Raw genomic sequence first — 25,403 nt, forward strand, 5'->3', positions numbered from 1 at the left:
ATTCATACCTCAATTTTTTAATTATTAATTTTCTTCAATTTCTACTATTTCGGTTATTGCGGTTTGTGTGATTTCCGAAATAGCGAGCAATACGCCGTATATCGTTAATTTTTCATCATTGGAGGCTATCCAACGTTTTAACGTAGTAACCGAAACATTTGTTTTTAAAAATAAACTTGCTATCGCTCGTTCATCTTCTTTTAATTTTTCAAGTGTTTGATTTTTGATTTTTACTATTCTCATTTTCCTGCTTGGCTTTATTTTTGGTTTCATTACTGGTTGCAAAAATACAAACAATTTGAGAATATCGCAAATTATTTATGAGAAAATCTCAAATAAAAATACAAAAATCTCAAAACAACTTGATTGTAAAATATTTAAATTTACGATTATGGATATAGTTAAAAACATAAAAGAGATTAGACTTAAAAAATCTATAAATCAAGAACTTATAGCAGAAGCGTTAGGTGTTGATGGCTCTGTAATAAGCAATATCGAAAAAGGAAAAAGGGAATTAAAAGTAAGTGAACTTGCGAAAATCGCAGAAGTTTTGGGAGTTGATATACTCTATTTGTTCACTTATCCCAAAGAATTTGTGGATAAGGACACTGTGAAAGAAAATTACGATAGAATATCAATCACATTTGAGGTTTCCGCAGATAAAAGAGAGCACTTGCTCAAAATGGTAACAGGAGAAAAAGGAGAATAATAGATAATTTTAGAGATATGGCGAAAACCAAAAACCAACCAAAAACAGTGAAAACAACAAAACTTGGAGTTACGAAAGGAAAAAAAGTTGTTAATAGGAAAAATATAACTCAAAATAAAGTAATGTTGCCTCGCTCTATAAAAGCAGTTTTTACCAAGCATATTAAGGCGTGTATGAAAAGTAAAAAACCTCGTCTAAAACTATGGTATTGTGGGATAACTAATGACACCAATAGACGAATAGCCGAACATAAAATAGACAAAGGACCAATAAAACATTTAAAATTTATTGAAACTTTAACAAAGGAATATGCTAATGAAGTAGAAACTTATTTTCACAAAAAAGGTACTATAAACAGAAGTAATATAGGAGGATCTACATTAAATAGTCGTTTTGTATATATTTTTAAAGTATCTAATGAATATGTAAAAAACAGAGGGTTGGCAGCTCCTGATGTTAATTTAATAGATACAATCTTAGAAAACTTATTTAGCAATAATTAAATGTTTTTGAATGTTTAAATAAATTAAAGATTTTGAGAATAATATGAAGACACAAGAAAAAGTAAGTATTGTTTTTTCGGGTTTGGCTTTTGTCTTATCTGTTATAACTTTTGCCATTGCTCACACAAGGTTTGAAATGCCAGACTTAAACACAGGTAGTTTTTTGGTGTCGGTTTTAGCTGTTTTGGTTACCGTTTTGATTGCTTGGCAGATATATACAGCTATCAGAATAGAAACAATCATTGATGAAAAAATAACGGAATCACATACAGAAATTTATGAAAATATACAAGACACTGTTTTTACTATCGGTTTGGAACTTTATGGGGGTATTCAACCTTATTCAAGAGGAAACTTATTTTTAGAGATAAGAGATTTAGTCTGTATACTATTTTATGGAAATCACATAAAAGACATTAATAATGTTATTCCTAATGGAGAACTTGTACTTGAAAATTTCTCTCAACAATTGGGTACTGTATTACAGACTAATGGTCATAGAATATCTGCTTTTAATAGCGACGAAAAAGAGTCTTTACTTAGGATAATTAATATGAGCAAAAGAAATGATATTAGGGGATTTGCCCAACTTAAAGTATTTCTTGGAAATCCGTAATAACAAACACAATGGAAAATATACTACAAACAACTTCAAATGTAATACACATAATTCTTGGAGCTATTCAAGCAATTGAAAAAGTAAATAAGTTTGCTTTTGACATAAACCAACCTATCTACGAAATGCAATTAGCGGTTATAGAACAAAATAACATAGCTTTTTCAGAACAAATTACCAAAGAAAGGCTAAAACTATTGGTTTATTTGTTAATAGCTGTATTAATAGTTTGCTTTGTGTGTAAACCAGTACAAAAAATTGCAAGTTTCGTGAATTTTGAGAAACCAAAACCAAAAATGTAATAATGTAATTTTTGTAATGAAAAATGTAATGTTGTAAAAGTTTGTTTTTCAACACTTTATATACTATATTACAATTATTACATTTTTTCTTATAAAATTATATATATAAAAATAAAATATAAAGAAATAATAAGGAAATCCCCATAATTCTGGGACGAATTTGGGACAAAATAGAGTAAAACACATATAAAATCATTTTCAATAATTGTTGATTTTCAGTTTGTTACAAAATGGTAGTTTGGGTATTTTATCCCGTCTTCGCTACAAAATTGTAAAAATCTGAAAAATAGCGTTTTGTACTCAAAAAACGCTATTTTTTTATGATAAACATCACCCAATTATTAGCCAGTGAGTATGAAAGCGAGTATAACCGCTGTTCGTCTCAACCCAACGATATGAAGCCTTACAAAAAGCCTCAAATATTCCCCAAAGTGGTTGCCGAAAAACCGCTGTCCGCTTTTTCCGAAAAGGAAAAACAGGAAATTATGGCTAAAAACAAACGTTGGTACGTATATTATTACTTCAAGAATAAAGACGGAAAAATGGTAAAACAGCCGTCTATTTATTACAAAATCAATCAGGAATACAAGGAATTTGACGAGCGATACAAAGCCTTTCATCGGTTGCGAAACATCGTTGAAAAATTGCTGAAAAACGGATTTTCTCCATACGAGGGTGAAGAGGCAGAAAACAGATACACTTGCTTTTCCGCTTTGGATTATGCCCTTGAAATCAAAAAAAGTATCGTCAAACCAACGACATTTACCGATTACAAAGGAAGAATAGAAGCCTTTAAAAAGTACCTCAAAGCAAGAGGGTTGCATAATTCAAACATTGCAGACCTCACAAAAAAAGACATTAATGAGTATCTGAATAGCGTGCTTATCAAGTCAAGCCCGAGAAATCGGAACAATACCCTTGCTGTTTTGAGTGCCATTTTTTCTACATTGGAGGAAAACGAACTTGTTACGCACAATATAACCGACAAAATCAAGAAGTTACAAGCCAAGCCCGAACGCAACAAAACCTACTCCAAAACGCAAGAAAGCGAGGTATTTACGCTAATGGAACAAAAAGACAAGGATTTGTTACTATTCGTTAAATTCGTTTCCTATAACTTTTTACGTCCTATTGAGGTCTGCCGTCTGCAAGTGAAAGACATTGATTTTGCCGATGCCAAGTTGAACGTTCGAGCCAAAAATAAATTGGTCAAAACCAAAATCATTCCCGAAATTCTGATGAAAGAAATTCAGCATTTCAAAGGCTTGAATGCTGAATATTACTTGTTTGCCCCAAAAGGAGCAGGGGGGTGGGAGGCTACTGAAAGCAACAAGCGTGATTATTGGAGCAGGCGTTTCAAGGAAATCAAAGATGAATTAGGCTTGGGTAAGGATTACGGACTGTATTCGTTTCGGCATACCTTTATCACGAAATTATATCGAGAACTCCGCGCCCAATACGGACAAATGGAAACCTACGATAAGCTAATGCTCATCACGGGGCATACGACCCTTTCGGCTCTGCAACAATACCTGCGAGATATTGACGCAGAACTTCCTGAGGATTATAGTCATTTGTTAAAATAGCTTATTTTTCGTACTTTTGTCCCTCCAAAGACAATAATATGAAAACCATAGAAAAAATACTTATCCCCGGTCAATATCAGCAAGATTTTGAAATCAAGATTAAAGATAGCAGAGCTACGCTGACAAACTTTTACATACTTTGCAAAAAGTCTAATCTTTCAAAAGAAGAAGTTTATCAGTTTGCAGTGGATTTTAAAAAGAACTTTAAAGGAAATTGTAACATTCACGTGTATGACAATGAAGATATTACGTATTTAGTAGACCTTTACCACTCCATTAGTGAAGAAGATTACATTAAAAAAGCAGAACACTTCATTGCAACACTTTTCTTTACTGATGATTTTTTGTGGTATCCTTTTAAGGATGAGTTGTATTACAGTTATTTAAAAAGCCTTGAAAATTAATTCAAGGCTTTTATGTTTACGCTGTTTAAAAACGAGCCGAAAGCAATTCTTTCCCTAACAAATGAACAGCATTTTGTATTTTTAAGGTTTGTTCTTGTGATGCCGCAGCAATTCCGTTTTTATATTGCCTTACCAATGATTCGTTCAATCCTGCTTTTTTAGCAATTGATGAAATTTTAACCTCTGGAATGAGCGCAAAAAAGGAGGATAAATCCATTTTGTAAATAAATGAAACATCATTGTAATCATCGGCATAATCTTCGCCCAATTCCTTTGCAATAGCAATATTCTCCGCAAAGGCTTCTTCTAAATTGCGTTGTAATTCTTCCATTGTGTTACCGTAAGAACTCACAATCCCCACAAAATTTTGGGTCGTTCCCCAATAAGTGCCGTCTGTGTGTTTTTCTACAAAAATCTCTATTTCTTTCATACTTATAGTTTATTTTTTCACTAACCAAACAAGGGGGCTTATTTAAGCCCCGCCTGTTTCAGGATTGAGTTTTGGGTTTTTATCGGCACGTCTTTTACAGGGTGCGGAATGGTAACTAATCCCTTTTTCGTTGGGTGCTTGAAGTGATGGTGGCTACCTGTTGTTCTTACCCAAAACCAACCGTCAGCCTCAACCAACTTGATTAATGAACTCGAATTCATACTGCAAAGATATATAACGTTTTTGTTATAAGCAAGTTTTTTAATAAGAAATTTTGAAAATATTTTTATTTACACTGGTTTTTAAGTGGTTACAAGGCAAAAAAAAACGGCAATTTAGCCGTGTTTTTGTGTTTTTGTATATCTTTGCCTGTGATGATGAAATTCCGAAAAAATGTACATTTCATATTGCGGAATATACATCGTTGCAAAATTAAAATTGTTAAATAATGTGCAAAAGTATAAAAACATCTGAAAAAAGAAAAGAATTATTTCATTTTTAATCCTTTTAATTGAATATCAGACAAAATGCTTTTAACTCCTGAAATTTCCTTGTCAATGTTGTGTAACATATACGTATTTACCTCAATACCTGCTAAATGTTGGAGTTGCTTTGCTGAAACATCTTGCAAAAATCGGTAACTCTCGGCTATGTTTTTGGTGATGTTTTCCAAGTGAACGTTCCTAACTCGGTCAAGTTCAATGCCCAATGTAAATTTGGCGTTGAGCTCAGAGGCTTGGTCTTGGGTCATTGCTTGAAGTCCTTTAATTTTTCCTTGTTCGTATTGATTTTTATAAATATCGAGGTTGTATTTTTTCTTTAATTCATCTTGATAAACCTTTAACCCTTCGCTCATAGCCTCACTTGCTCCAATCAAAGACGGAATGCCTTCACCTAATGCACGTATAACGCCTGCCTGCCCGTCTTTTTTGTAGCCCTCCAACGCTTTTTTCTTAATGTCTTCAATCACTGGGGCAACCAATACATCTAAGAGCAATTGTTTCCCTAAATCGGCAAGAATGTCGCCAACTACTTTACGCACACGATTTGCTGCGTTTTCTCCTTTTTTGAAAGCATCGACCAATTCATCGCCCAATCGTTGCGCTGCGTCTCCCAAAATTTCGCCAAGCACTTCTTCCATTTGCTTGTTGGCTTTTTCGATTTGTTCATTCCATTTTTCAATGTTGTTTACAATGTCAAGAGTTTTGTCGTCCAATTGGTTGTTTGCTTTCAGACTTTCTAAAAGTGCTTTATTTACCCGCAATAGTCCGTCTTCGCCTTGTTGTACGAGTTCGGGGAATTGATGTAAAATACCTGTCCACTCTTGTTTTCGTTTCTTCTTGAAAAGCCCACCGATGAAACCGACAACCGCACCGACTGCTGCACCGATACCCGCAGTTGCCCAACTGAAAACACCGCCTCCTATCATAGCACCAATCGCAGCACCTGCTCCTGCACCCTTCAATGTGTCTCTACCAACAGCCCCCCAATCGGTTTGATTTCGCGCGCCTGCTTTTACACGCCCCTCGTTCATCAATTGGCGTATTTTTTGTTGTTGCTGTTCGGTGGCGTGGTTAAGCGCTGTCATTCCCGCTTTGAGCCTGTCCATATACTGACGTGTGCCGGTTCCTTCTTTTCTTCGTTCGGCGCTAAGTCGGATTTCTTCATTGAGTTTTTGGTTATAATCCTCTTGTAACTGAATGCGGTCTCGCTCGTCTCGGGCTTCTTGCGCCCGTCTGGCTCGGCGGTTGGCTGAAATTTCGCTTATCATTCCGACAACAAAATTAACCCCGCTACCGATAGCACTTGCCCAGCCTTCGCCTTTGGACATTTTTCCGCTATTGACTTGAATAGCGGTGTTTAAGCCCTGCAATCCTTGTTGTATTCCATCTGTGATTTTTGCAAAACTTTTCATCAGAGAGCTTTGCATATCATCGCCTAACTTATTGAATATTTGCGACATTTTGGCACTCAATTGCTCCATTTCGCCAATGCCCGTCTGAATGGAGTTACCTGCTTTGAGGCGGTCGGCTTGTGTGATGTTTTTATCGTTAGAAAGAAGCGTTTTGAAGCCCTCAACCATATTTTTAAGGTTGTTGCCGAAACTCCCCTGTGCCACTTTTTTGAGTTTGTCAATTTGGTTGTTCAGGCTTTCAAGGTACTTAACGTTTTCGGGGTTGGTAAGGTCAAGTTTCTGACGGAGGTCGGCAACGGCTTTTTCTGCTTCTGAAAGCATATCGTTCAGTTGCTTGTTTGTAAACTTCTCAAAATCAGAAAATAAATTGTTAAAAACCTTGCTTGCTCCGATTTGCTCTTTCTCAATGGCATCAATCCCTTTGCTGTACTCTTTTTTCAGCTGGGCAAGAGCGCTTTTTATTTTTTTGATTTTTACGGGGTCGGTTTCATTTTCAAGTTGTTGCGTTAAGATGTTTCTCTCTTCTTCATATTTGCGATGCAGTTCACTTTTACGCTCTTCAAAATCTTGGTATTTTTTAAGCAATTCAGAATAAAGTTTTTCATTCTGCTGCTCCCGCACTTGCTTGTTTTGCTGATGACCCAACTTGTAATTTTCGTTGGCTTGAAATAACAGCTCGTCGTGCTGACGTGCCGTAATCGTGCCGTCTTCACGTTGTTTTTTGAGTTGGATAATTGTGTCCTGCAACCCTCTGTCGATGGCTTCGGCTTTTTCTTTGTAGTGAAAATCAATGAGCGCACGCTCCTTTTCGTACCCCTCCGCCATTGCCTCGATGTGCAGTTTTTGGGCTTTGAGTTCGTTGTCGGTGCGTTCACGGGCGATTTTCAGTTCGTTAGCTTCGTTGTCAAGTTTGGGTTTTTCGTTTTTTTTGGAGGTTGCACGCTCTTTCTTGTCGCCTGAAAGTTTGCGGTCTTTTTCTTCAAGTGTTTTCAACTCTTCACGGAGGGTTTCTAGTTTCTTTTGGTCGCCCTCTGTTAAGGTGTTGTTTTTGTATTTGGCTTCAAAAACGGCTATCTCTTGCTGTTTTTGCTTGATTTGCTCTTGAATTTCAGTGCGTTTAATCAGTGCGCCGTTTATCTTTTCTTCGGAAGAAATCAAATCTTTCAAATTTTGATGCAAACGCCCCAAAAAGCCGTCAGAGAATTGCGAATAAGCATCAAAGTTTGTTTTTCCTTGCTTACGTGCATTCATCTCATCAACAATATATTTCAATTGTTTTTTTCTGTCCGCAAGCGATAAATCTTTAAAATCAGCCTCAAATTTTATCACATTCTGATATTGCAGATGTGTTTTTATTTCTTTAGCATCTCGTTTAGCCGCTTCTAATTCTTCTTTTGCGCTCTTGGTTTTAAAAACAGTAACAAGTCCGCTACCTTTTGAAAGGTTATTAAGGCGTTCTTGCGCCAACAACGCTCTTTTTTCGGCTTGTTTTAGTTTTTCTTCCCAATTGGCGGTTACTTGCTGGTCAATTGCTCCGTTAAGCTCTTTATAGGCTTGGGTCAGATTTTTTAAAAAATCTTCTTCCGTTTTGTATTTTGAAAAAATTTCTGGGTATTTTGATTTTAATTTATCAAAGGCTTTAATGCGTTTTTCACGCAATACGTTTTCATCTTTGATAATGCCGATAAGTTCGTCAATTTCCTTTTTTTCATTTTTAGCAAAATCGGCTTGCTCTTTGTAAGCCTCATTAAACCGTTTCTGTGCTTTTTCGGCTTCACTCATACTGTCAGAAAATTGCCAAATAGCCACCACCAAACCCGCAATTGCAGCACCTGCCAATACGTACGGATTAGCAAGCACAGCCGTATTAAGTTTGACTTGTGCCAACATCGCTTGAATGGTCGCCCGTGTTTGTAATTGCTTGGTTACGATGTCATATTGCCCGTAACGAATTACCACCTGTTGAGCCGCCGCCTGTACCATTAGCGCCGTTTTGTAAGAGCCATAAGTAGCCACTAAAACCGACAATGTTTTTCCTATGGCTTTGTAATTTTCAACCAAAAAACTAACTCCTGATATAGCCCCAGAGAAAAAGCCTTGACTGGATTTCCCAAGCTCGTTAAACATACTTTCGATGTTGTCTTTCAAGTTGGAAATTTGCCCTTTCAGTGATTTGCTTTGTTCGGCAGTCAGGTTGTGGAAAAGCCCGCCTGCATCGGTTAATCCTTTGAAAACCTGCTGAATTTCAGTAAACCCGATTTTGCCCTGCGAAACCATTTCTTTGATTTCCTGTTGGGTTCTGCCTGTTACTTTTGAAAGTTCGGCAATAATCGGAATACCTGCGTTCATAAACTGATACAAGTCGTTGGTCATCAATTTGCCTTGTGCCTTTACTTGCCCGTACACGTGGATAAGTTGCCCCATAGGCACTCCCAATCCCGCAGCAACATCGCCCATTCTTCGCAACACATCGGTTACTTCTTCTGCCGATACTTGAATAGCCAAAAGGCGTTTTGCTCCCTCTGAAACCTCTTGTAGTCCAAAGGGTGTTGTTGCCGCTAAATTAGTAAGTTCACTCATCAATTTTTCGGCTTTCACACGGCTTTTTAACATCGTACTAAACGATATTTCAAGTTGCTGAAATTCAGAACGAACTTGTACAAGTTGGCTTACAAATCCGCCTACTACCCCTGTGGTAAATGCAAACGCCAACCCGCGTGAAATGTTGTTATACACATCATCAATCCGCCTACCTTCGGCAACTACGCTGTCTCCGATGTTTTTAATGATGCCTTTGGCTCGGTTGGCATCGTTTTGCAGACTTGCATTGTCAAGCCCTAATGAATACCATATACTTCCTTCTCTGTTGTTCATAGTTTTGTCTTTTTGGAAATAAAAAAAGCGTGCTTATTTACACGCTTTCTAATTTAGCCTACTGAATTAGAGGCGTTTATTTTTTACTGTTTCTCAGATAATTTACCAACTCATCAGGCGTTAGGCTTCTGCGGTTGGGGTTTCCTGTTTTCTTCTCATCGTCTTTTTTGCTTGTGTATGACGGAATTACGTTGCTGTACATAATCACGTTTAAATAACTCATATCGTACAACACCGTGTTGAAGGGCAGACGGTAGGTTTTGGCAAAGTTGCCCACTACTGCCCAAATGCTGTCGTTTTTGTCTCCACTTCCGCCGCTTTCGTCCGCTTGGTTAGGTTCATCTCTGTCAGGGAAGTGGTAAGCTGAAAAAAATCACGAAAACGCATAAATTCCAGTAAATTAACGAAAGCGTCCAACACCTCCTCAATATCAGCGTTGTTGATTTTTTCGGCTAAATCTTCGCCTTTGGTTCGTATTGGTTTGGCGCTTAATTTTCCGCCAAAGAAGCCTTTTTTGGCGTTTTCTGACGGCTTATGAAATTCTTTTACACCGAGAATAACCGAAGCCAACGCATAACCTATTATGGTTAGGTTTTCGGATTGTCCTACAATGGAAGCGATGACGTTTTTATTATCAAACGTTTCATTGGGTAATTGCCCTACGTACTTTGAAAACAAAATCAAAGTAGCAATAGACGGCGGAGCCATTGCGTAGCTTGTGCCGTCTATCATTACTACTTTCTTGGTTTCAAGTATAGTGTCTGCTACTTGATTTTCCATAGTTTATGCGGTTTGTCCGACAACAAATATCTCTTTGCCATTGGCAGGGTCTAAGATTGTAAATGTTACTTCCAGTCCGTACCCTTTGTCTTTATCAAAGGTCATTTTTGCTGAAACGGAACAGTATGCAGCAGAAATAATTTCGGCATTTTGCACGGTATTAAGAACTTGAATGGAATAATTTTTGCTGGTTGTAGTTGATTTAACCTTCAAGGTTCCGTTCGTGGTATCCTCTTCGATTTGCCAAAACTTCTCTAAATTTGATTTGTTCAAGTTTTTCACTTGAACAATAAATCTATTGATGTTTGCCTTTTGTTTATGTCCAACGAGGCTTCCATTAATATCTTTAAGGTCTACCTTTTCGCCGTCTTCGGTTTCTAACTGCATATCCAAAACACAACCGATGGTTGTGAATGAGGTTGCCATTGTGTTGTTTGGGCCGGGAGTTCCGACTTTAAAATCAATACCGTCCCAAGCGGTTGCTGTTGTTTCTTTCCAAGCCATTTTTTATCTGTTTAAAAAGTTATACTTAAAATTTAATTGTACGTTCACATAATGTTGATTGATAGCCTTTTCATTAAAAACCTGTATCATTCTGCCCAATCGGAACTGATAACCGTCCGTTTGGAGCGTATCACAAAAAACTTGACACACACGTTCGATTTCTCGGCAACGAAGCGTGTTTTTTCGCAATATGCCCGAACTTTCTTTATCAGGAACATAAACATTGATGTTTACCTTTCCCTCTTGGTGGAAAATGTCAAAAATGCCCGTCATGAAAGAAACGATAACATCTTCTTTGTCGCTGTTTTCGGGGCGTAATCCGTCAAGGAAAACATCGCCCGAAACGGCAGATTTTAGAATGCTGTTTTTGACAATCTTGTAAATATCGGCTTCTATTTCACTGGCTGTTTTTTTCATTTTCTTGTAAATCCTAATTGTTCCAAAATGATACGTGCTTGCTGCTTTGCTAAAAGTTCAGACGAACTGATTACGTTGCGTTTGGTCTCTACATAAGCAGCGTAATTCATTCCCGCCACAACGATAAGGGCAATGCCTTTGCTAAATTCCGAAAGCAAATCATTGATTAGTTTTTTGCTTTGTCCTTTGCCATTGGTAGCGCTGTTTATCGCATCGAAAGACGATGACGAAACCACACGCCCGTTTTTGATAATCGTATAACCGATTGAACTTCGGAGGTTTCCTGTGCGGTCGATATAATCGCCGTTGGTTCGGGCTTCAACGATGCACATCTCGCCGATACGTTCCAACACGTTGATAAAAACACGCTCACGCCGTGCGATTTCATCAGCCAAATATTTGTCTACTTGGCTCTGTGGTGTTTTTTGTCGTGCGGGCATTACAACAGAATTTTAGTTCTTCCGATGGTTTCCAGTCGCTCTAAACTTTTGCAGTCTTTTTCGCAAACGAGGTTTTTTCGGCTGTCATAGAGCGCAAAATGTTTTCCCGTAACTTCCATATCAAGGGTTGTGATGACGTAACTTGCCTGCTGAAAAACGCCGTTGCCAACCTCGACCAAGTCATCACGCGATGCGCTGTAATATTTACACGGGATAAACGCCTCATCATACGCTGATGAAGTGCTTATCTCATCGCCAAACTCATTGTAGGTTGGGGCGGTTTGTTTTTTAGGGCGTAGGTATCCGTTCATCTGAAAATTACTTTGGGTTTAGGCGTTGATAATTCATTTTTCAATCCTAATCTATTGCATTCGTTTGCGTAAAAAGCCTCAATGTCGCCTTTATTTGCCCGTGAAATGCTTACACCTCCCTCCGTGATAGAGGTTGGGCGTAAAAGCATCATCGGGATAAATTTTATAAAGGAAACATAAAGCGCTTGCTGGTTTTCAGCCGTAACCTCATCATCAACATTTGTGATTTGCATATCGGCAATGTCTGCCTCTGTGAGTTGCATACCCACAGAAGCAAAACGTTGCAATATATACTGCCTTTTTGTCATCATTAACCCATTTTTGACGTGTCAATGATGGCGATTTTGTTAGGCTGTTTGAAATCGGGAATCCATTCAGCCCCGAATTCAATAAACCTACCCTCGTCAGTTCGTTGTGTGGCAATGAAGTGCCCACCCTCCAAACGAGTGTAATTTTTGGTAGGTATAGGGTCTTTCGATTCATACGGTAAGAACCATTTCATTTTTCCTAACTTTTGAGTAGGAAGCAATGCAATACGCTCATCAGCAAAGGTGTTTACGGCTGTTTCATCTTCTTTGGTTACGTATTCTTCTACCAAACGAATAGGAGGTAAACCAATGCCAGTGAGTAATTGGTTCGCCATCGTGTCGGTAATCAAACCGCCATTTAAGGCAATTTGTGAAGTTCCCAATATCATTTTGTACGAATCTTGGAACGCTTTGCTCGTTACGATTCGGTTGTTAAATGTTTTTCGGGTCATCTCCATTACGGCAAACGTGCCTACTTGGCTTCGCATTGCTTCTATTTTCTCTTTCAAATAGTCAATGAAATTTGCCTTGTCAGAAGATGTCGGTTCGTGTTTAATTACAGGAAGCTCAATGTCGATAAGCTCAATACCTTCCTTATTGTCGCCTAACTTCACGGTAGCCTTGCCCGTAGAGCGCAATTGTCCTACAACGTAATCCATACGTTTGTGAGGAGCAAGCGTACACTGACGCACGTCATCAACCAAGAAGTTGATAATTTCATTTAGCGTTTGCCCTTGCCCCGTACCTCCTGCGTTGTACTTGTTGATAAGCTCGCTGATGAAGTCCAAACGGTCGTTGTCTAATTGGTATCCGTTACCCAAGAAAGCAACTTCGCCGTACCCGCTTCCGAGTGATTTGCGCTCTCTGATTGGTTTCCCTGAATTTCGGTCAATTACCGAAGCCATTGTAACCCCTACCGAAGTTCCGATATAGGTTTTAAACACACGGCTTTTGGTTTCTTCAAAATCCAAATATTTTTTCCAAAAAATTATGTCCTGCTCGGTTTGAATGGTACGGTCAATCACGGCAGCCATAATTTGCGGATTGTTAAATAATTTCTCTAATGTTAATATCATTTTTCTGTGTGTTTTTAAAGGTTAAACAAACATAAATCGCGCACCAAGCATTTCCTTGTCCTTCTCTGAAACAGGCAGATATAGTTTATCTTCCTTGATTTCATAGGCTTGCCCTACTGCGGTGATAGTTGCCCCGTCTTCCATTTTTACGCGCGCGTAATTCAGGTAGTTGGCAATGTGTTTAGGCTCTTTTCCGTTTACGGCTTTCGCTTGGAAAAGAACATCGCCCGCTTTTACGCCCTCAATAGTGGCGGAAAGCGTTAATGTGTCATAGTTTGCGTTGGCTTTGTCAATGGCTGAAACCGTAGCCCCCGCCTTTCCGTTACCAATGTGCATTCCCGCTTTGATGAAATGCCCTTTTGCTACTTTCAAAGTGGTAGCGCTGATAGCCTCAACGGCTCGGACGTTTTTCACAACCACCGCCTCGCGTTTTTTGAAGTCAATTGATAGCGGCGCTAAATGCGGAACAACGTTTCCGTTTTCTACCTCATCGTCTTTGAGGTTGAAACCTCCCGCAAGTCGGTAAATCGTTTTTTGATTGCACAACTCGCGTTCAACGGCATCTGTTTTTAAATCATACTTAAATCCTGCTGGCATAATTTTAATTTTTTAATTGTTCAACAATCGTTTTTGTACCTTGCCTGATTTGTTCTGCCAAAGCTTCTTCTTCTTTTTGAGGGTCATTCCCTTTTTCGGGCGGTTGCGTAAACGAAAAGCCGATGTTTGCTCCGTCTTGCTTAAATTTTTCGTAGTTTTCGGCTACTTGCCCCGCCAATGTTTCTACATTTGAGGGGTCTGTAAAATCCCTTCCTAAAATTGATGCTCCGTAAAAACTTTCAGGCACTTTCAGTTCACTCATTTTCTGAATAAACTGCTCTTTTAGCGTTTGCGCGGTTTTCTCCGATTGAAGCCTTGAAACGGTTTCTTGCAAGTTTTTTTGATTTTCAAGCAACGTTTTAACCCATTCAGGTTCTGTTGTTTCTTTGCTTTTATCGGGGGTTCCGCCTTGTTGTCCTGCTAATTTCGTTTTCAATTCTTCTGCCTCTTTTTTGTATTTTTCGCTCTCATTTTGGAAAGCATTTACCCGATTGTCGGCATACGATTGAAAGGTTTTTAGCATTTGTTCCGCCCCATCTACCGCTGGTTCGACTTGCGTTTCTTCGGTTACGAAAGCACTTAAATTTGCTGCCACACCTTCAAATACTTCCTTGCTGAACCCAAACTTTGGATATTTTGTTTTCAGCATTTCAAAGATTTTTTGTTTAAACATTTTATGTCTTGATTTTAAATTAATTACAAACAAAAAAAAGAGGTTACAAGCCAAATTAATGACTTGCAACCTCTCTGATAGGTTTTCTTATTATTAGCTGTTAGTGGTCAGTGATTAGACTGATTACTAATTTACTATTTGCTAACCACTAATTGCTAATTTTCACTTCTGATTTGCATTTTCTGCAAAAAGCCTTTACCTCTTGCAACGGACTTAAATAGGGTGTTACTTCAAAGAGAAAACCCTTGCATTTTGGGCAAACTACCCGCGTTTTGTTTCTGTCTTTTGTTTTAGTTGTATTCACGAGGCAAATATACGAAAAATATTTAAAGTAATACTTTAACTTTGATATTTTTTTATATTTATTTTAAGGTAGTTATGTTTTTATTTAATTTTGATGATGTAAAATAAATTTTGCTATGTGAAAAATGTTTTATATTTTTGCTAAAAATAAAGTCCACTGCGGAGACTATAAAAGGCTTGTGTATGATTTCCTAATGTAATTGGACGCTTTTGCGCAGACGATGGTCATACGCCCTAAATGGGGTATAAAAACATTGAATTTAAAGAGAGGGGATTTTATCAACTCTCTTTATTTATTTCAAATGTTCTTTGAGCCATTTATCATCAAACAATTTATCTTTTCTTATTTCATACCATTTGCCTTTGTAGTTCAATAAAACCTCCTTTATATTTTTATTCCAACCTGCCCGTAACCCTTTAATAATGTTGTGCCTGTTGGTTTGACCTTGAATATCCATAACGATAACAGAAGCCTGTTTTGACCCGTCTGTCAAATGCCTTTCTATGGTTTCTTTGGAAACATCGCCTAACGTTTTTAAATCGGCTTTCTTTTGGTAAAATGTCTTTTTGTCATACAGATATACATCGTTTTTCTTTTTTGAAACATCGCCTATTAATTTCTTTATTCCCTTAATTTGTCCCTCGCTTGGAAAAACGACATAATAACCGTTAGTTGCTCTTGAAAGTTTTTGAGCCGTTTGCAATTCTGTTGTGTTTAATCTTGCTCCTTGCATTATAAAAACATCATCAACTTGCTTAAAACTTTCGTTTTTCAACATATTTTTAAAGGCTTTTTCTCTGACTTTTGAAGCAACTTTAACCTGCATAAAATCATAAAGTTTTATAAAGGTGTTGATTTGCAAAGGGTCAGATAACAAGGCGTTATTAAGTATGTTTTTTATAGCTTCCTTTTTTCCTATGATTGTATTTGCCGTAGGTTGTTCTCCACCCCATAAAAACATCGGCAAACTTTTAGCGGTTTCAATATCTTGCTGATTGTCTTTTATCCATTTGATAAAATTTTTATTCATCGGCACGTGAGCCATATTTTCCTTAAAAATCGGAACCATATAGCAACGGCAATTCGGGTGATTGCCCCACCATTGAAACGTTTTAGGGTAAATGCCCTGCATCATATCACAGATTTTGCACGGGTGCGGGTGTTTGCTTCTTTTTATTTCGTAACCCGTGATAAAATCAAGCGTTTGCCAACGCTGAAAATCCGCCTCCCTATACGCCATATTGATTTCAGTGCGCGCCAAACGTTCTGCATTCTTGTACGATGAACGGTATACACCTTGCCCGCTGTGATATGCTTTTGCTTTTTTTGAGAGTTGCAGCGCTCCGTTTTTGTCTTTGTAGCGCCGAAAAAGTCGGTCGGGTTCGTTTAGGTATTTTTTTATTTCAGAAGCCAACCGATTAGCGGGAATACCCTCCGATATAGCCACATCAATAGCCAGTTCTAAATCTTGCCGAAAATTGTTTGATAAATTCCAAACCCGCTCACTTAACAGACGGCTCGGACGGTTTTTGTAGGCATTCAGTTCTTTTTTTAAAGAGTTATGCGCTACCTCTTTTCCTTTATAAAAAATAGATTTGTGGGTGCTTTTTGCCCAATGTTTATCTACATACAAATCAATGGTTTCAATCGCTTTTTTGTTGAATTTGTCAAACAAAGTGTTAATCCTTTTTTGGAGCGTTTTATGTTTTGTAAATTCAAAAATTCCCTCTGAAATTGTTTCAAAAGAAAGGTACAACACCGCCAATTTTACGACTTCATCTAAAAGCTTTTCAAAATTGGCGATGTCTTTTTCTGTTTGGTTTTGATGTTGTATGTTCGATTGCTCAAAGGGCATTACTGGTCAAATAGCGGTTTTTCTGTTTGGTTTTTGATTTTCTCCTGTTCTTCCTGCACTCGATCGGTTATGCCCGCCATAACGATACCTGTTTCAAGTGAAGCCACACCGCCACTCACGGCATTAACGGCGTCGGTTATTCGTTCGCTTTGGCTGTCAATCATATACGGTACGATTTCAGTTTCAATGCTGATAGTATCCGCCGTGTTTTTCATCTTCGGGAAAACTGACCCAATCGCCGAAACAAGAAAATTAACCCTGCGTTGCAAAAATTCCTCTATCACTTCGGCGTGGTTAGATACTTCAAGGTGCATACCCATAAACACATACCGAAACGCCGTTCCGCTCAATGCGTTGCCTGTGCCTTTAAGGCTTTCAAACGAAATGCGGGGCGTGTTGGTCAGCGAATAACAGTAATTGATAAGATTGTCAAATTCAAGCCTTGCCATTTCCGGGGATTGTTGCCACGTAAGATAAGCCACTTGCCCGCCGTCTTTAAGATTGATGATTTCAGAGGTTGTACCCCTGTTTTGCACGCCCTCCAAATCGCCTGTGGCTACCAATTTGGGATAAAAATTATAGTCGAGGCAATCGGCAAAATTTGATAAAAGCACTTCAAGGCGGTTGCGTTTGGTTCGTATGCGGTCGCAAAGCGGTTTTTCGCGTTTCATATATATCACGGGGATTTTGTCAAATCCGTGTTTAAATTGCTCAATTTGTTTTTCATCGGCATAGGTTGTAACGTTTTGATTGTCGATGACTACCAGCTTTGTAACATCATTGCCTTGCTTGTCCTTACTTTTGTATTCGCGCGAAAATGCAATCATATCGCCGAATTCATCGTAATATGGATACAGCGTATCGCCTCTGAACGGCGACCAAATCACGGATTTTAATTTCCGTGTAGGCAAACTTGAAAGGTTGAGTTTTCCCAAAACACGTTGCCACCACGAAGCATTTTCAACAGTGTACCAATATTCGGCAACTTCGCACTCTGAAAGCCACGAACGCACGATACGCTTGTTTTCGTATTTAATTTTGTTTTGTGCAAAGATGTTTTTCAGAATGGATAAAAATTTGGTTTCCTCCTCATCTTCACTTTGCAAAGTTAAAGACGGCTCTGTGCCGACTGTAAACGCTGTGTGAATGTTTACAATATCCTGTTCCAAAGGCAAAGCAATGCGGTTTACCTCTTGCTCTTCGTAAACGGCGGGTTTTTTGATTGTACCGTCGGGGTTTTCTTCGGGTTCTTTGACTAATACTTTGCGTTTTTTGCGAATTTCTACGTTAAAAACGTCGTGCTGCGAATAGTCCCAATCTTTTAAAAGTCGCTGAGTTTCGGGGCGTTTGGCTGGGAATTTTTTCAGTTCCTTGATACGCTCGGGAATATCTAACTTGTTGAGTTCTTCTAATTTCATAATCAATAAAATATGCCTGTTAGGTTTTTCTTTTTTCGGTTTTGTCCTAATATTTCTTGAATAATCACGTAACGAATAGCATCCATTGCGTGGTTAAAACTATCAATGGGATAATTCAAAAATTTACCTTCTTTGTCTTGGGCGTAGGTGTAATTTTTGAACTCTTTAATAACGTTGGTGCTTTTTTCGGTAATGCAGATTTCGTATTCCAGCATTTTGGTAATTCCCTCCATTACTGAGCCTTGCCCTTTGGTTACGGCGTGAATGTTCGCCCCCGAGTTGTAAATTTCTTGTACCAAACGCGGGTCGGCACTTTCGGAAATGATTTTGTAAGTGCGATAATTCCGCAGGACGTTGATAATATCCGAAGTGAGCATTTTTGTCTGGTAACAGATTTCATCGATGTATATTTTATTGTCCAAAAAAGCCACTTCAACAATGGCGGTCGGGTCTTGCGTAAAGCCAAAGTCCATACCCAAAAACCGCTTTTTTGCCCATTGAGGGATTTCATTAACGATTTGTATTTTCTCAAAAATAAGCCCCTCAATCATTGCCTGTTGCCCAAGCCCGTACACCTGCCAAAGCGATTTGTTTTTGTGTTGCAGACTTTCGATTTCGTCAATGATGGTCTGCTCCAAAAACGGATTATCCCTGTAAGTGGAAATGAAATGGTGCGTGCGTTTGTCTTTGTTGAGTTCGCAAAGCCAGTGGTCGTCCGAAAATGACGGGTTGTAATCCACAATAGCGAATTTCGTAGTACGCATTTTCAATTGTTGCCACTCAATGAATTTCAACTCGTTAGCTTCGTTTACGTACAAAACATCTCTTTTGCGTCCTCTCAATTTCTGCTCGCTATCGGTTGAGAAAAATTCCACCCACGAACCATTCGGGAAGTGGTAAATAAACTCGGATTTATTCAGCGACTTTTCGTTAAAGATGTTCATCTTGTACAAAATCTCTTTAAAATCAATAAATACCGACCCTTTCAGTGCGGGAAGCGTAGCCCGAACAATTGAGAGCCGTGTATTTGGATTTTGTAACAAATAGACAATCAACCAAATAAGTATGTTATATGTCTTTGAACTTCGGCTACTTCCTTGTGCCGAAATGGTTGTAAATCCGTCTTTTACAGCGTTGTCTACTCGTGAATATATCGCTGTTGTCTGTATTGTTTTCATAAAACAAAAAAGAGGCTACAAGTCAAGTGAATGACCTGTAACCTCTCTGATAGGTTATTAATTCTCTTAAATTATACTCCTAAAACGATATTAGCACTGATGTTGAGCTTTTGAGCGATATTCCGTGCTACTTTTAAAGTCGGTTCGCTTTTACCTGTTAGGTATTCGCTTACTCTCGAAGGCGAAACCTCAATCAGTTCAGAAACCTTTGCTTGTGTGAGGTTCATCTCATACATACGAAGCTTTATCGTTTCTGCCAAAGAAGGTGTTCCGATAGGGTAATGAATTTCTTCATATTTTTCCACCATTTCGGACAATATATCCAACTCAATGTAATTTTTGTCCGTTGTGGGCGTATTGTCATCGACTAACTCCAAAAGTTCGTCAATGCGTTTCATTATAGCGTTGTATTGGTGTTCGTTTTGTATCATAACTCAAATTTCGTGTATTTTTTCTATCTTGTCGTATTCTGAATGCGTGCCGATAAAACGAATGTACATCGTTTTAGGAACAAAAAGAATGAGAGCCACAATCCTGTAATGATTGCCTTTGATGTTAAACACATAGCGTTTATTGCCCACACTATCCACGCTTTTAAAATCTTGTTTTATTTCGGAAAAATTAGACCATTGCGCTTGCTCCACCTTGCTATACCAGTCCTCCAAAGGGCTTTTAGCATCAGCGTGTTGGGTGTAAAACTCTACCAATATCTTTTTGGCTATCACTCGCATTGTTTAAATATCTTTCTGCAAAGATATGAAAATATTTTGAATTACAAAACAAAATGCCAAAAAACAAAATTTATTTTTCTCCCTCTTCTGTTTTTACGTCTTCCCGCTTGTCGATGACCTCAATCTTGAAGCCTGCGTTTATGTCGTTGCCGTTGGTAGTGATGTCGAGTTTATCGGAAATGCCGTCTTCGGATTTGAACGTCTGCATTAAATTAGGAACAAGGCTCAACCTTGTGCGGTGGTCTATCTTTATTTTCCGTGTTTTACCCTCAATGATATTGCCCTCATCGTCTGTTTCGGGTTCTGTCATCACTCCCGTTAAAAAAGCGGTCAGGGCTACATTAGAAACTGTTTGAAAAGTTCTTGCCCTGTATGCCTTTTGCACCTCCAATAATTCAGGGTTTTTACGGATACGAGTGTATAAATGAGGATATGTAACCTCTAATATTTCAGCCGCCTTTGTAGGTTGTCCGTTGGCTTCTATAAGGGCTTTTTTTATATCTTCATCAGTAATTTGCTCTATCATTGCCATATTAGATAATATTAGATGGTTATTGGTTCAACATATCAATCAAAGGCTCTCCTTTAATCATTTTTAGGTCAATATCTTGCCCTATCATCTCCATAAATGCGACTTTGTTTTCATACGACTGAAACGACAAAGTAACCCACGGGTCTCCGTATGCCTCCTGCTCCATTTTGGTTTTAGTCTGCTCTTTTGCTTGTTTTACTGCCTGTTTTCTTGCTTCTTTCTCAATGGCTCGCTCTTCATCGGTCTTTTGCTCCAAGTCTTTAAAGTCGTTTGCGACATCATCGTTAAAATCGGCTAACTCAAAGTAAGGCACATCGGTTATTAGTATGTTTATATCCTCTTGCGAAAGTCCCGCCATTTCGTAGTCAATATCTTTCATTAACTCGGCTAAAAGGTCGTTGTCATATTCTCCTTGTGCCGATGGCGAGTTCATAAAAATATTTTGCTCTTTTTCTTCCTTTTCGGAAAGATTGACCACTTCTACACGAATTTCATAGTCGTTTTCGTGGGTATCGGGATTGTATTTTTCTATTTCGTCAATGATAGAAAGTTTTTGATGACCTGATACAAGGTTTCCCGTTTCTTCATTCCAAACGATACCACCTAACAACCCTTTGCTTTTGAGGTTGCGTTTTAGTCGCTTGCGGGCGTCATCAGATATTTTACGAGGATTGTACCACGCAAGTTGTATTTCACTTCGTTTTAATATTCTTGTTTCGGATTGTTTAATTTTCATACTGCGGGTTATAATTTAATGCTTCAAACAAAATTCTTTCTGTTGCAGGGAACTCTTTAATGATTTTCTGATAATCGTTTGGGTGATAGTTTTTGCAATACCAAAGAAACGCAGGGCTTGATACATCGCACCCTTGCGATTGCCCTTTGCCATACACTACGGGCGGAACGAGTTTTTTATACTTGATGTATGCTTGAACATCTTTATTTTTGTACTTGGAAAGCGGGTAAGCGTTTTGAGTTTTGGTGTAAATGCTTTCATCTTCATAAGTTCGTAACATAAGCCGTCTGTTCATACTATCGGATTGTTTAAATCCGAATATTGCCCACTGTATGCCCGTGTTTTTCTTAACCATATTCACAATATTGCTAAGTTGATACACTCGTTGTTTTGGGTTCTTCCTGCACCCTAAATATCCGTCTCTAATATACTGCGAAAGTACGTAATGAGGCACTTCGATAAATTCAGCGTTGGTGTATTTGTTTTTTGCCCAAATGATGTATTTGTTGATATGTTCAAGGTCTTTGACCATATACATATAAACGCAAACAACCCTTTTAAAATAAGGGCTACACAAATCTAACAAGGCTATACTATCCTTGCCCGTACCCGAGTGAAATAATATAACCTCATTAGTTTGTTGAGCGATTTTCTTAATGCAAGAAACAGCGTGGTACATATTATCGTCTACCAGCTTTTAAGGCTCTTACTGCTACTGCGTTGCCATTCCTGTGCGCCCTTCTTGCTTCGCCTGCTGACCAACCTAATGGACGATTAGCAATAGCCTTGTCTTCTTTTCTTACCGCTCCTGCTACACCTGCTCTTTTGGAGATATTTCCCCTTCCAAAACCTGCCATATTTATAAAAAATTAATTGATTACAAACAAAAAAGAGGTTACAAGCCGACTTTCTCGACCTGTAACCTCTTTGTTAGGTTTTTTTACTTGTTTACTTTAAAAAACTCTTATATATGCTCTCGGTAAACTATTTTACCTAATTCAAGAGCGATGAACTCGTCATCATCGCCAAAACCTTCAAAAGTAGCTTCTTCAATAACACGTGCGTACTTTTCTTTTGCTTCTTCGATTGAATACCTGTAACTGTCTTTGTCTGTTCTTTTTTCTCTTACTACAAAAATATTTACAGGCTTACCTTCTTCATCTGACGCCCATTTTTCAACAACGTCTTTCAGTTCAATTAAAACACGCGGAGAGCCTACGTTTTTCATACCATTTTGAAACAAAATGTATTTAATTGGTTTAGAACTTACGAACGCCTGTGTCTTCTTATCGTAGTTGTTTAGTTTTTTTGACCAGTAAACCGATACGTCTCTAAACTCCACTTTTTTATCTTCTGAAATAATACGCTCTAAAAAAGGGCGTTGAATATTCATATACAAGATATTTTCTTGCTTTAAACCTAATTTTGTTACAACTTCTTGTAACTTTTGGGACATTTTTATTGCCATATTATTTGAATAATTATTAATGTAATATGTATTGTGCAAAAATACAAAATATTTTATACTCAACAAAATTATAAGTTAAATTTTTACTTTAATTTTATATATTTAGTGTGTTGCAAAATAAGGAATTAACTAACCATCAAATTAAACTTTTTAAAACACCGAAATTCTTTTACTTCGGTGTCGAAATAAACTTGCACGGTTTCGTTGCGTTTACGCTCTTTTTCAGTGGTTTGCGGTATAAGGGCAGGGCAAATAGTCCCCCACGCCTCACGGATTGAGCCGTCCACTTTTTGAAAGTAGAACCGCACTATTTTCGTCTGCATTGCTTTTTTGAGCTTGTAATTTGCCCACGCTTTTTTAAGGCACTCGCTAAATTTGTAGCCCGTTTGTTTGAAAAACTGCCACGCTAACTGCATTATTTGTTTTAATTCTGATGTTTTCATTTTGATACTTTTTTAATTTTTCTTTTTTCATCGTCTTTTATGCCGAACCAGTAAGTGTCCCAAAGGAGATAAATGTGACCGTCTTTATCAAACCCTAAAATTTCACTTTTGTATTTATTCTGATTGTAATAACCGGCTCGAAATTCAATAACATCACCGATTTTAAATTTTTCGTGGTTTTCTGTGAAATCTTCGTAACTTCTTATTTTTTGAATTGCTTCTGCTCTTTTATGCTCGTATTGAGCTCTTAAATCTGTTGCTTGCATATCTTTAAATTTTAAATATTAAACTTTGAGTTTTGAAAGAGACCGCCCGTCTGAGCGGTCTTTTGTTTTTAAACTATTGTTAATTCTACCTGTCTGTCTTCGTACCAGCCTAATTTTTCATCAGGGTAAACCGTGTTTTTAAAATTATTCTCTTTTGCAAACTTTCTGAAAAAACTTCGAGCCTCTTTTTTGACTTCAAATTCTTTTTTAAAGAATGTAATTATAGGTGTGTCAGGCTCGGCGTAGTTACTATAAGTTGTTTTTAATGTTACAATATACTTTCTCATTTCTTTTAATATTTAATGTTAAACTTTATTTTAATTTTCTGGTGCAAATATAGTAACTTTTTACAATACAAGTCAAGTAAAAATTAAAATATTTTACAATATTTTTTAAAATTTATTGTAACTTATTGATAATCAGATACAAAAAAAATATTTTTTTTGCAATGTATATTTGAAAATATTGCATATCTTTGCAAAAAATATTTTATGGATTTAAGAATAAAAGAAGTTGCTAAAAAAGTAGGTTTGTCATTAGATGACACCGCTAAAAAAATAGGTATTACTTACACCGCTTTTTATAGAAGAATAGACAACCCCAAGTTGTCTACATTGGAAGAAATTGCTAATGTTTTAAATTGTAGCATTGCGGAGCTTTTGGAAGCCCCCGCAGGATTTATGCACCTTTACGACGACAAAACGGGGGAATGGCTGGGAATAATCCCCAAGCCTATAATAGCTTCAAAAGTCGTTTTGCAGGAAGATGAAAAGTAACATTTTAACGCTCATAAAAAAACCTCTGAAATTGCAGTTTCAGAGGTTTTGTTTTTTTTGTCTTTTGATGTGGGGCATCAAAAGACTTTCCTATGAAGGAAAAACAATTAGTTTGTTTTCGTGGTGTAAATGTACGGATATTTTTTGAAAAAAAACTTTTTACGATTTTAATCATTTAAAGGCATCGTAAAAAACTCGTGATTTGAGATTTTTAAGGCTACCGCCGTGTTTTCGCAGCGTATATATCTGATAAACGAATTAAACGACCGATGTCCCGTGATTTTCATAATATCAACGGGATTTAACCCTGATAAATAGGCATTCGTAGCAAAGGTTCTGCGTGCTGTATGCGTGCCGATTAGCTCGGAATATAGCATTGTCCGCTCCTGCATTACACCGCCCTCTGTGCGGTTGAAAATCACTTCTCTGTTAAGGTTGGATTTGGCGATTATCTTTCTTAACGTCTTATGATAGTGTTGTTGCGAAAAAGGTTTACCAAAGTCGTAATTTCGTCTTTCTGCTATTTGAGCCACTACGGTAGCCATCGGAATAACGACAACTTCGCCCGTTTTGGCAGTTTTTATTTCTAAAAAACGCTTTCCTGCTACTTCCTTGATATGTAACGGCAAATTACACAACAGTTTAACAGCATCGGCAACTCGTAAGCCCATAAAGCACTGACAAACATACACGTCTCTAACCTTGGAAGCTCCCGCAGGTAACTCCATTTGTAACAAGGCTTTAAGTTCTGCAATAGAAGTAAAAACAGCCGTAGTTATTTCAGTAGGTGTGCGTACGCCCGAGCCGTCATAAGGGGCTTTGCCTGCTTTCTGCATTCGTCTTAAAAAAGCCTTTAAATTACTCATTTTTACGGCTATCGTGTTTTTTGAATAGCCTTTGTCAAGCAACCACAAGCGAAATTTTTCGCACCACTGATAATCTATATCTTTCAGAAAAATGTTTTTTCTTAAATGATTTTCATATGCTTTATATGTGTAAATCATTTGTTTATAATTAGTTATCGTGCTTTCGCAATAAAAATCACCTGTTGGAGTTACGACCTCTTTATTTTCCATTTGCCTAATTAGCAACTGAAATTCTTTGAGAAAGTGGTATTTCTTATTGAAAAAAATCATATCTTTGTCGTGATTTAATTTTGTTAGAATCTTTTAATTTTCTAAACAAAGCCCTCATTTTGAGGGCTTTTTGCTATTTTATCAGTTCCAAAAAGTCGTAATAAATATCTTTTGG

General features: G+C 37.7%; 34 protein-coding genes. 7 read left to right on the forward strand and 27 right to left on the reverse strand.

Features of this window, described 5'->3' with window-relative positions; genetic code table 11:
• Positions 1–24: 24 nt before the first annotated feature.
• On the reverse strand, positions 25–243 hold the full coding sequence (locus Q4D72_RS08975; RefSeq protein WP_303077504.1) for a hypothetical protein: 219 nt from the start codon (positions 241–243) through the stop codon (positions 25–27).
• A 55-nt stretch (positions 244–298) separates the two neighbouring features.
• On the opposite strand from Q4D72_RS08975, the gene Q4D72_RS08980 reads away from it, so the two are divergent.
• From Q4D72_RS08980 to Q4D72_RS09005, 6 genes are all read left to right on the forward strand, one after another.
• Positions 299–709: a helix-turn-helix domain-containing protein gene (locus Q4D72_RS08980; RefSeq protein WP_303077505.1), complete on the forward strand. Its 411-nt coding sequence runs from the start codon at positions 299–301 to the stop codon at positions 707–709.
• A gap of 17 nt (positions 710–726) precedes the next feature.
• Positions 727–1,212 (forward strand): hypothetical protein, encoded by a 486-nt coding sequence (locus Q4D72_RS08985; protein ID WP_303077506.1) that lies wholly within the window; start codon positions 727–729, stop codon positions 1,210–1,212.
• A 43-nt stretch (positions 1,213–1,255) separates the two neighbouring features.
• Positions 1,256–1,828, forward strand: coding sequence for a hypothetical protein (locus Q4D72_RS08990; RefSeq protein ID WP_303077507.1), 573 nt, complete (start codon positions 1,256–1,258; stop codon positions 1,826–1,828).
• A gap of 11 nt (positions 1,829–1,839) precedes the next feature.
• The gene (locus tag Q4D72_RS08995; RefSeq protein WP_303077508.1) at positions 1,840–2,130 is read left to right on the forward strand and encodes a hypothetical protein; all 291 of its coding nucleotides are present in this window, start codon (positions 1,840–1,842) and stop codon (positions 2,128–2,130) included.
• A 320-nt stretch (positions 2,131–2,450) separates the two neighbouring features.
• The gene (locus Q4D72_RS09000; protein ID WP_303077509.1) at positions 2,451–3,716 is read left to right on the forward strand and encodes a site-specific integrase; all 1,266 of its coding nucleotides are present in this window, start codon (positions 2,451–2,453) and stop codon (positions 3,714–3,716) included.
• Between the two features lie 38 nt (positions 3,717–3,754).
• The gene (locus Q4D72_RS09005) at positions 3,755–4,120 is read left to right on the forward strand and encodes a hypothetical protein (protein WP_303077510.1); all 366 of its coding nucleotides are present in this window, start codon (positions 3,755–3,757) and stop codon (positions 4,118–4,120) included.
• A gap of 25 nt (positions 4,121–4,145) precedes the next feature.
• On the opposite strand, the gene Q4D72_RS09010 is transcribed toward Q4D72_RS09005, so the two are convergent.
• From Q4D72_RS09010 to Q4D72_RS09130, 25 genes are all read right to left on the reverse strand, one after another.
• The gene (locus tag Q4D72_RS09010) at positions 4,146–4,550 is read right to left on the reverse strand and encodes a type II toxin-antitoxin system HicB family antitoxin (protein ID WP_303077511.1); all 405 of its coding nucleotides are present in this window, start codon (positions 4,548–4,550) and stop codon (positions 4,146–4,148) included.
• A 38-nt stretch (positions 4,551–4,588) separates the two neighbouring features.
• Positions 4,589–4,771: a type II toxin-antitoxin system HicA family toxin gene (locus Q4D72_RS09015; RefSeq protein ID WP_303077512.1), complete on the reverse strand. Its 183-nt coding sequence runs from the start codon at positions 4,769–4,771 to the stop codon at positions 4,589–4,591.
• 266 nt (positions 4,772–5,037) lie between these two features.
• Positions 5,038–9,339 carry a tape measure protein gene (locus tag Q4D72_RS09020; protein ID WP_303077513.1) on the reverse strand — a complete coding sequence of 1,434 codons (4,302 nt, stop codon included), beginning with the start codon at positions 9,337–9,339 and terminating at the stop codon, positions 5,038–5,040.
• Between the two features lie 76 nt (positions 9,340–9,415).
• Positions 9,416–9,562 (reverse strand): hypothetical protein, encoded by a 147-nt coding sequence (locus Q4D72_RS09025; RefSeq protein WP_303077514.1) that lies wholly within the window; start codon positions 9,560–9,562, stop codon positions 9,416–9,418.
• A 53-nt stretch (positions 9,563–9,615) separates the two neighbouring features.
• On the reverse strand, positions 9,616–10,119 hold the full coding sequence (locus Q4D72_RS09030) for a hypothetical protein (RefSeq protein WP_303077515.1): 504 nt from the start codon (positions 10,117–10,119) through the stop codon (positions 9,616–9,618).
• Between the two features lie 3 nt (positions 10,120–10,122).
• Positions 10,123–10,623, reverse strand: a complete 501-nt coding sequence (locus Q4D72_RS09035) for a hypothetical protein (protein ID WP_303077516.1) — start codon at positions 10,621–10,623, stop codon at positions 10,123–10,125.
• 3 nt (positions 10,624–10,626) lie between these two features.
• A complete protein-coding gene (locus Q4D72_RS09040; protein WP_303077517.1) occupies positions 10,627–11,040 on the reverse strand; it encodes a hypothetical protein in 414 nt (137 codons plus the stop codon).
• Complete coding sequence (locus tag Q4D72_RS09045) at positions 11,037–11,480, reverse strand: hypothetical protein (protein WP_303077518.1); 444 nt, start codon at positions 11,478–11,480, stop codon at positions 11,037–11,039. The genes Q4D72_RS09040 and Q4D72_RS09045 overlap by 4 nt, the downstream gene beginning before the upstream one ends.
• Complete coding sequence (locus Q4D72_RS09050; RefSeq protein ID WP_303077519.1) at positions 11,480–11,791, reverse strand: hypothetical protein; 312 nt, start codon at positions 11,789–11,791, stop codon at positions 11,480–11,482. Before Q4D72_RS09050 ends, Q4D72_RS09045 begins: the two co-directional genes overlap by 1 nt.
• Positions 11,788–12,102 carry a DUF6706 family protein gene (locus tag Q4D72_RS09055; RefSeq protein WP_303077520.1) on the reverse strand — a complete coding sequence of 105 codons (315 nt, stop codon included), beginning with the start codon at positions 12,100–12,102 and terminating at the stop codon, positions 11,788–11,790. Before Q4D72_RS09055 ends, Q4D72_RS09050 begins: the two co-directional genes overlap by 4 nt.
• Complete coding sequence (locus Q4D72_RS09060; protein ID WP_303077521.1) at positions 12,102–13,175, reverse strand: hypothetical protein; 1,074 nt, start codon at positions 13,173–13,175, stop codon at positions 12,102–12,104. Before Q4D72_RS09060 ends, Q4D72_RS09055 begins: the two co-directional genes overlap by 1 nt.
• 21 nt (positions 13,176–13,196) lie before the next feature.
• Positions 13,197–13,772 (reverse strand): head fiber protein, encoded by a 576-nt coding sequence (locus tag Q4D72_RS09065; RefSeq protein ID WP_303077522.1) that lies wholly within the window; start codon positions 13,770–13,772, stop codon positions 13,197–13,199.
• 4 nt (positions 13,773–13,776) lie between these two features.
• Positions 13,777–14,421, reverse strand: a complete 645-nt coding sequence (locus tag Q4D72_RS09070) for a hypothetical protein (RefSeq protein WP_303077523.1) — start codon at positions 14,419–14,421, stop codon at positions 13,777–13,779.
• Between the two features lie 620 nt (positions 14,422–15,041).
• A complete protein-coding gene (locus Q4D72_RS09075; protein WP_303077524.1) occupies positions 15,042–16,604 on the reverse strand; it encodes a hypothetical protein in 1,563 nt (520 codons plus the stop codon).
• Positions 16,604–18,022, reverse strand: a complete 1,419-nt coding sequence (locus Q4D72_RS09080; RefSeq protein ID WP_303077525.1) for a phage portal protein — start codon at positions 18,020–18,022, stop codon at positions 16,604–16,606. The genes Q4D72_RS09075 and Q4D72_RS09080 overlap by 1 nt, the downstream gene beginning before the upstream one ends.
• A gap of 2 nt (positions 18,023–18,024) precedes the next feature.
• Entirely contained in the window at positions 18,025–19,200 is a 1,176-nt protein-coding gene (locus Q4D72_RS09085; RefSeq protein ID WP_303077526.1) for a PBSX family phage terminase large subunit, read from the reverse strand.
• 71 nt (positions 19,201–19,271) lie between these two features.
• Positions 19,272–19,631 (reverse strand): type II toxin-antitoxin system HigA family antitoxin, encoded by a 360-nt coding sequence (locus Q4D72_RS09090; RefSeq protein ID WP_303077527.1) that lies wholly within the window; start codon positions 19,629–19,631, stop codon positions 19,272–19,274.
• A gap of 3 nt (positions 19,632–19,634) precedes the next feature.
• Positions 19,635–19,931, reverse strand: coding sequence for a type II toxin-antitoxin system HigB family toxin (locus Q4D72_RS09095; protein ID WP_303077528.1), 297 nt, complete (start codon positions 19,929–19,931; stop codon positions 19,635–19,637).
• A 70-nt stretch (positions 19,932–20,001) separates the two neighbouring features.
• Positions 20,002–20,463 carry a hypothetical protein gene (locus Q4D72_RS09100; protein WP_303077529.1) on the reverse strand — a complete coding sequence of 154 codons (462 nt, stop codon included), beginning with the start codon at positions 20,461–20,463 and terminating at the stop codon, positions 20,002–20,004.
• Between the two features lie 19 nt (positions 20,464–20,482).
• The gene (locus tag Q4D72_RS09105) at positions 20,483–21,199 is read right to left on the reverse strand and encodes a hypothetical protein (protein ID WP_303077530.1); all 717 of its coding nucleotides are present in this window, start codon (positions 21,197–21,199) and stop codon (positions 20,483–20,485) included.
• Entirely contained in the window at positions 21,189–21,878 is a 690-nt protein-coding gene (locus Q4D72_RS09110; protein ID WP_303077531.1) for a phosphoadenosine phosphosulfate reductase family protein, read from the reverse strand. Before Q4D72_RS09110 ends, Q4D72_RS09105 begins: the two co-directional genes overlap by 11 nt.
• A 285-nt stretch (positions 21,879–22,163) precedes the next feature.
• Positions 22,164–22,655 (reverse strand): hypothetical protein, encoded by a 492-nt coding sequence (locus Q4D72_RS09115; protein WP_303077532.1) that lies wholly within the window; start codon positions 22,653–22,655, stop codon positions 22,164–22,166.
• Between the two features lie 137 nt (positions 22,656–22,792).
• Entirely contained in the window at positions 22,793–23,110 is a 318-nt protein-coding gene (locus Q4D72_RS09120) for an SH3 beta-barrel fold-containing protein (RefSeq protein WP_303077533.1), read from the reverse strand.
• The gene (locus Q4D72_RS09125) at positions 23,107–23,376 is read right to left on the reverse strand and encodes a hypothetical protein (RefSeq protein WP_303077534.1); all 270 of its coding nucleotides are present in this window, start codon (positions 23,374–23,376) and stop codon (positions 23,107–23,109) included. The genes Q4D72_RS09120 and Q4D72_RS09125 overlap by 4 nt, the downstream gene beginning before the upstream one ends.
• Positions 23,377–23,444: 68 nt before the next feature.
• On the reverse strand, positions 23,445–23,663 hold the full coding sequence (locus Q4D72_RS09130) for a hypothetical protein (protein WP_303077535.1): 219 nt from the start codon (positions 23,661–23,663) through the stop codon (positions 23,445–23,447).
• 204 nt (positions 23,664–23,867) lie between these two features.
• On the opposite strand from Q4D72_RS09130, the gene Q4D72_RS09135 reads away from it, so the two are divergent.
• The gene (locus Q4D72_RS09135) at positions 23,868–24,152 is read left to right on the forward strand and encodes a helix-turn-helix domain-containing protein (protein ID WP_303077536.1); all 285 of its coding nucleotides are present in this window, start codon (positions 23,868–23,870) and stop codon (positions 24,150–24,152) included.
• A 167-nt stretch (positions 24,153–24,319) separates the two neighbouring features.
• Here the strand turns inward: Q4D72_RS09135 and Q4D72_RS09140 are convergent, their stop codons facing one another.
• Entirely contained in the window at positions 24,320–25,288 is a 969-nt protein-coding gene (locus Q4D72_RS09140; protein ID WP_303077537.1) for a phage integrase SAM-like domain-containing protein, read from the reverse strand.
• Between the last annotated feature and the right edge of the window lie 115 nt (positions 25,289–25,403).

It is taken from the genome of Capnocytophaga sp. (genome assembly GCF_030532915.1).
GTDB lineage: Bacteria > Bacteroidota > Bacteroidia > Flavobacteriales > Flavobacteriaceae > Capnocytophaga.